This window comes from Paraclostridium dentum (genome assembly GCF_012922555.1).
GTDB classification, from domain to species: Bacteria; Bacillota; Clostridia; order Peptostreptococcales; family Peptostreptococcaceae; genus Paraclostridium; species Paraclostridium dentum.
In genome coordinates, this window is record NZ_WIPK01000194.1 from 1 (window position 1) to 321 (window position 321).

The 321-nt window shown below is 48.0% G+C and carries 1 protein-coding gene; it reads right to left on the minus strand.

The annotated features are described in order from the left end of the window. Window positions 1-271 (minus strand): VIT domain-containing protein (locus GFJ41_RS21335; protein WP_170076058.1); only part of this gene is annotated, 271 nt, incomplete at its 3' end. Window positions 272-321 lie beyond the last annotated feature (50 nt).

The window sequence follows — 321 nt, forward strand, 5'->3', positions numbered from 1 at the left end:
TGGAGATCAAGGCCGTCTTGGGTAACTCCACCTCGAAGAAGACTTCCTGTGAGACGTTGGCCTTGTTTAGAGCTGTGGACGTCATGACTGTGTGGGCAAATCGAGACGCCACCTTGCAGTCTATCTTCACATTCTGAAACTCTATTTGAGAAGGGTTCACACTTCTTTTCTTTATGACTTTGCTGGAACTGCCGTCACTTTCCTGTGGCTCATTGTCTCTTGAGACTACTAATGCTCCATAAGACCCCAGTGGTATACATAAGTATACCATCAGCAGCACAGTCCACACTGTAGGCATGATGCGTCCGGTGATCAAGCCTG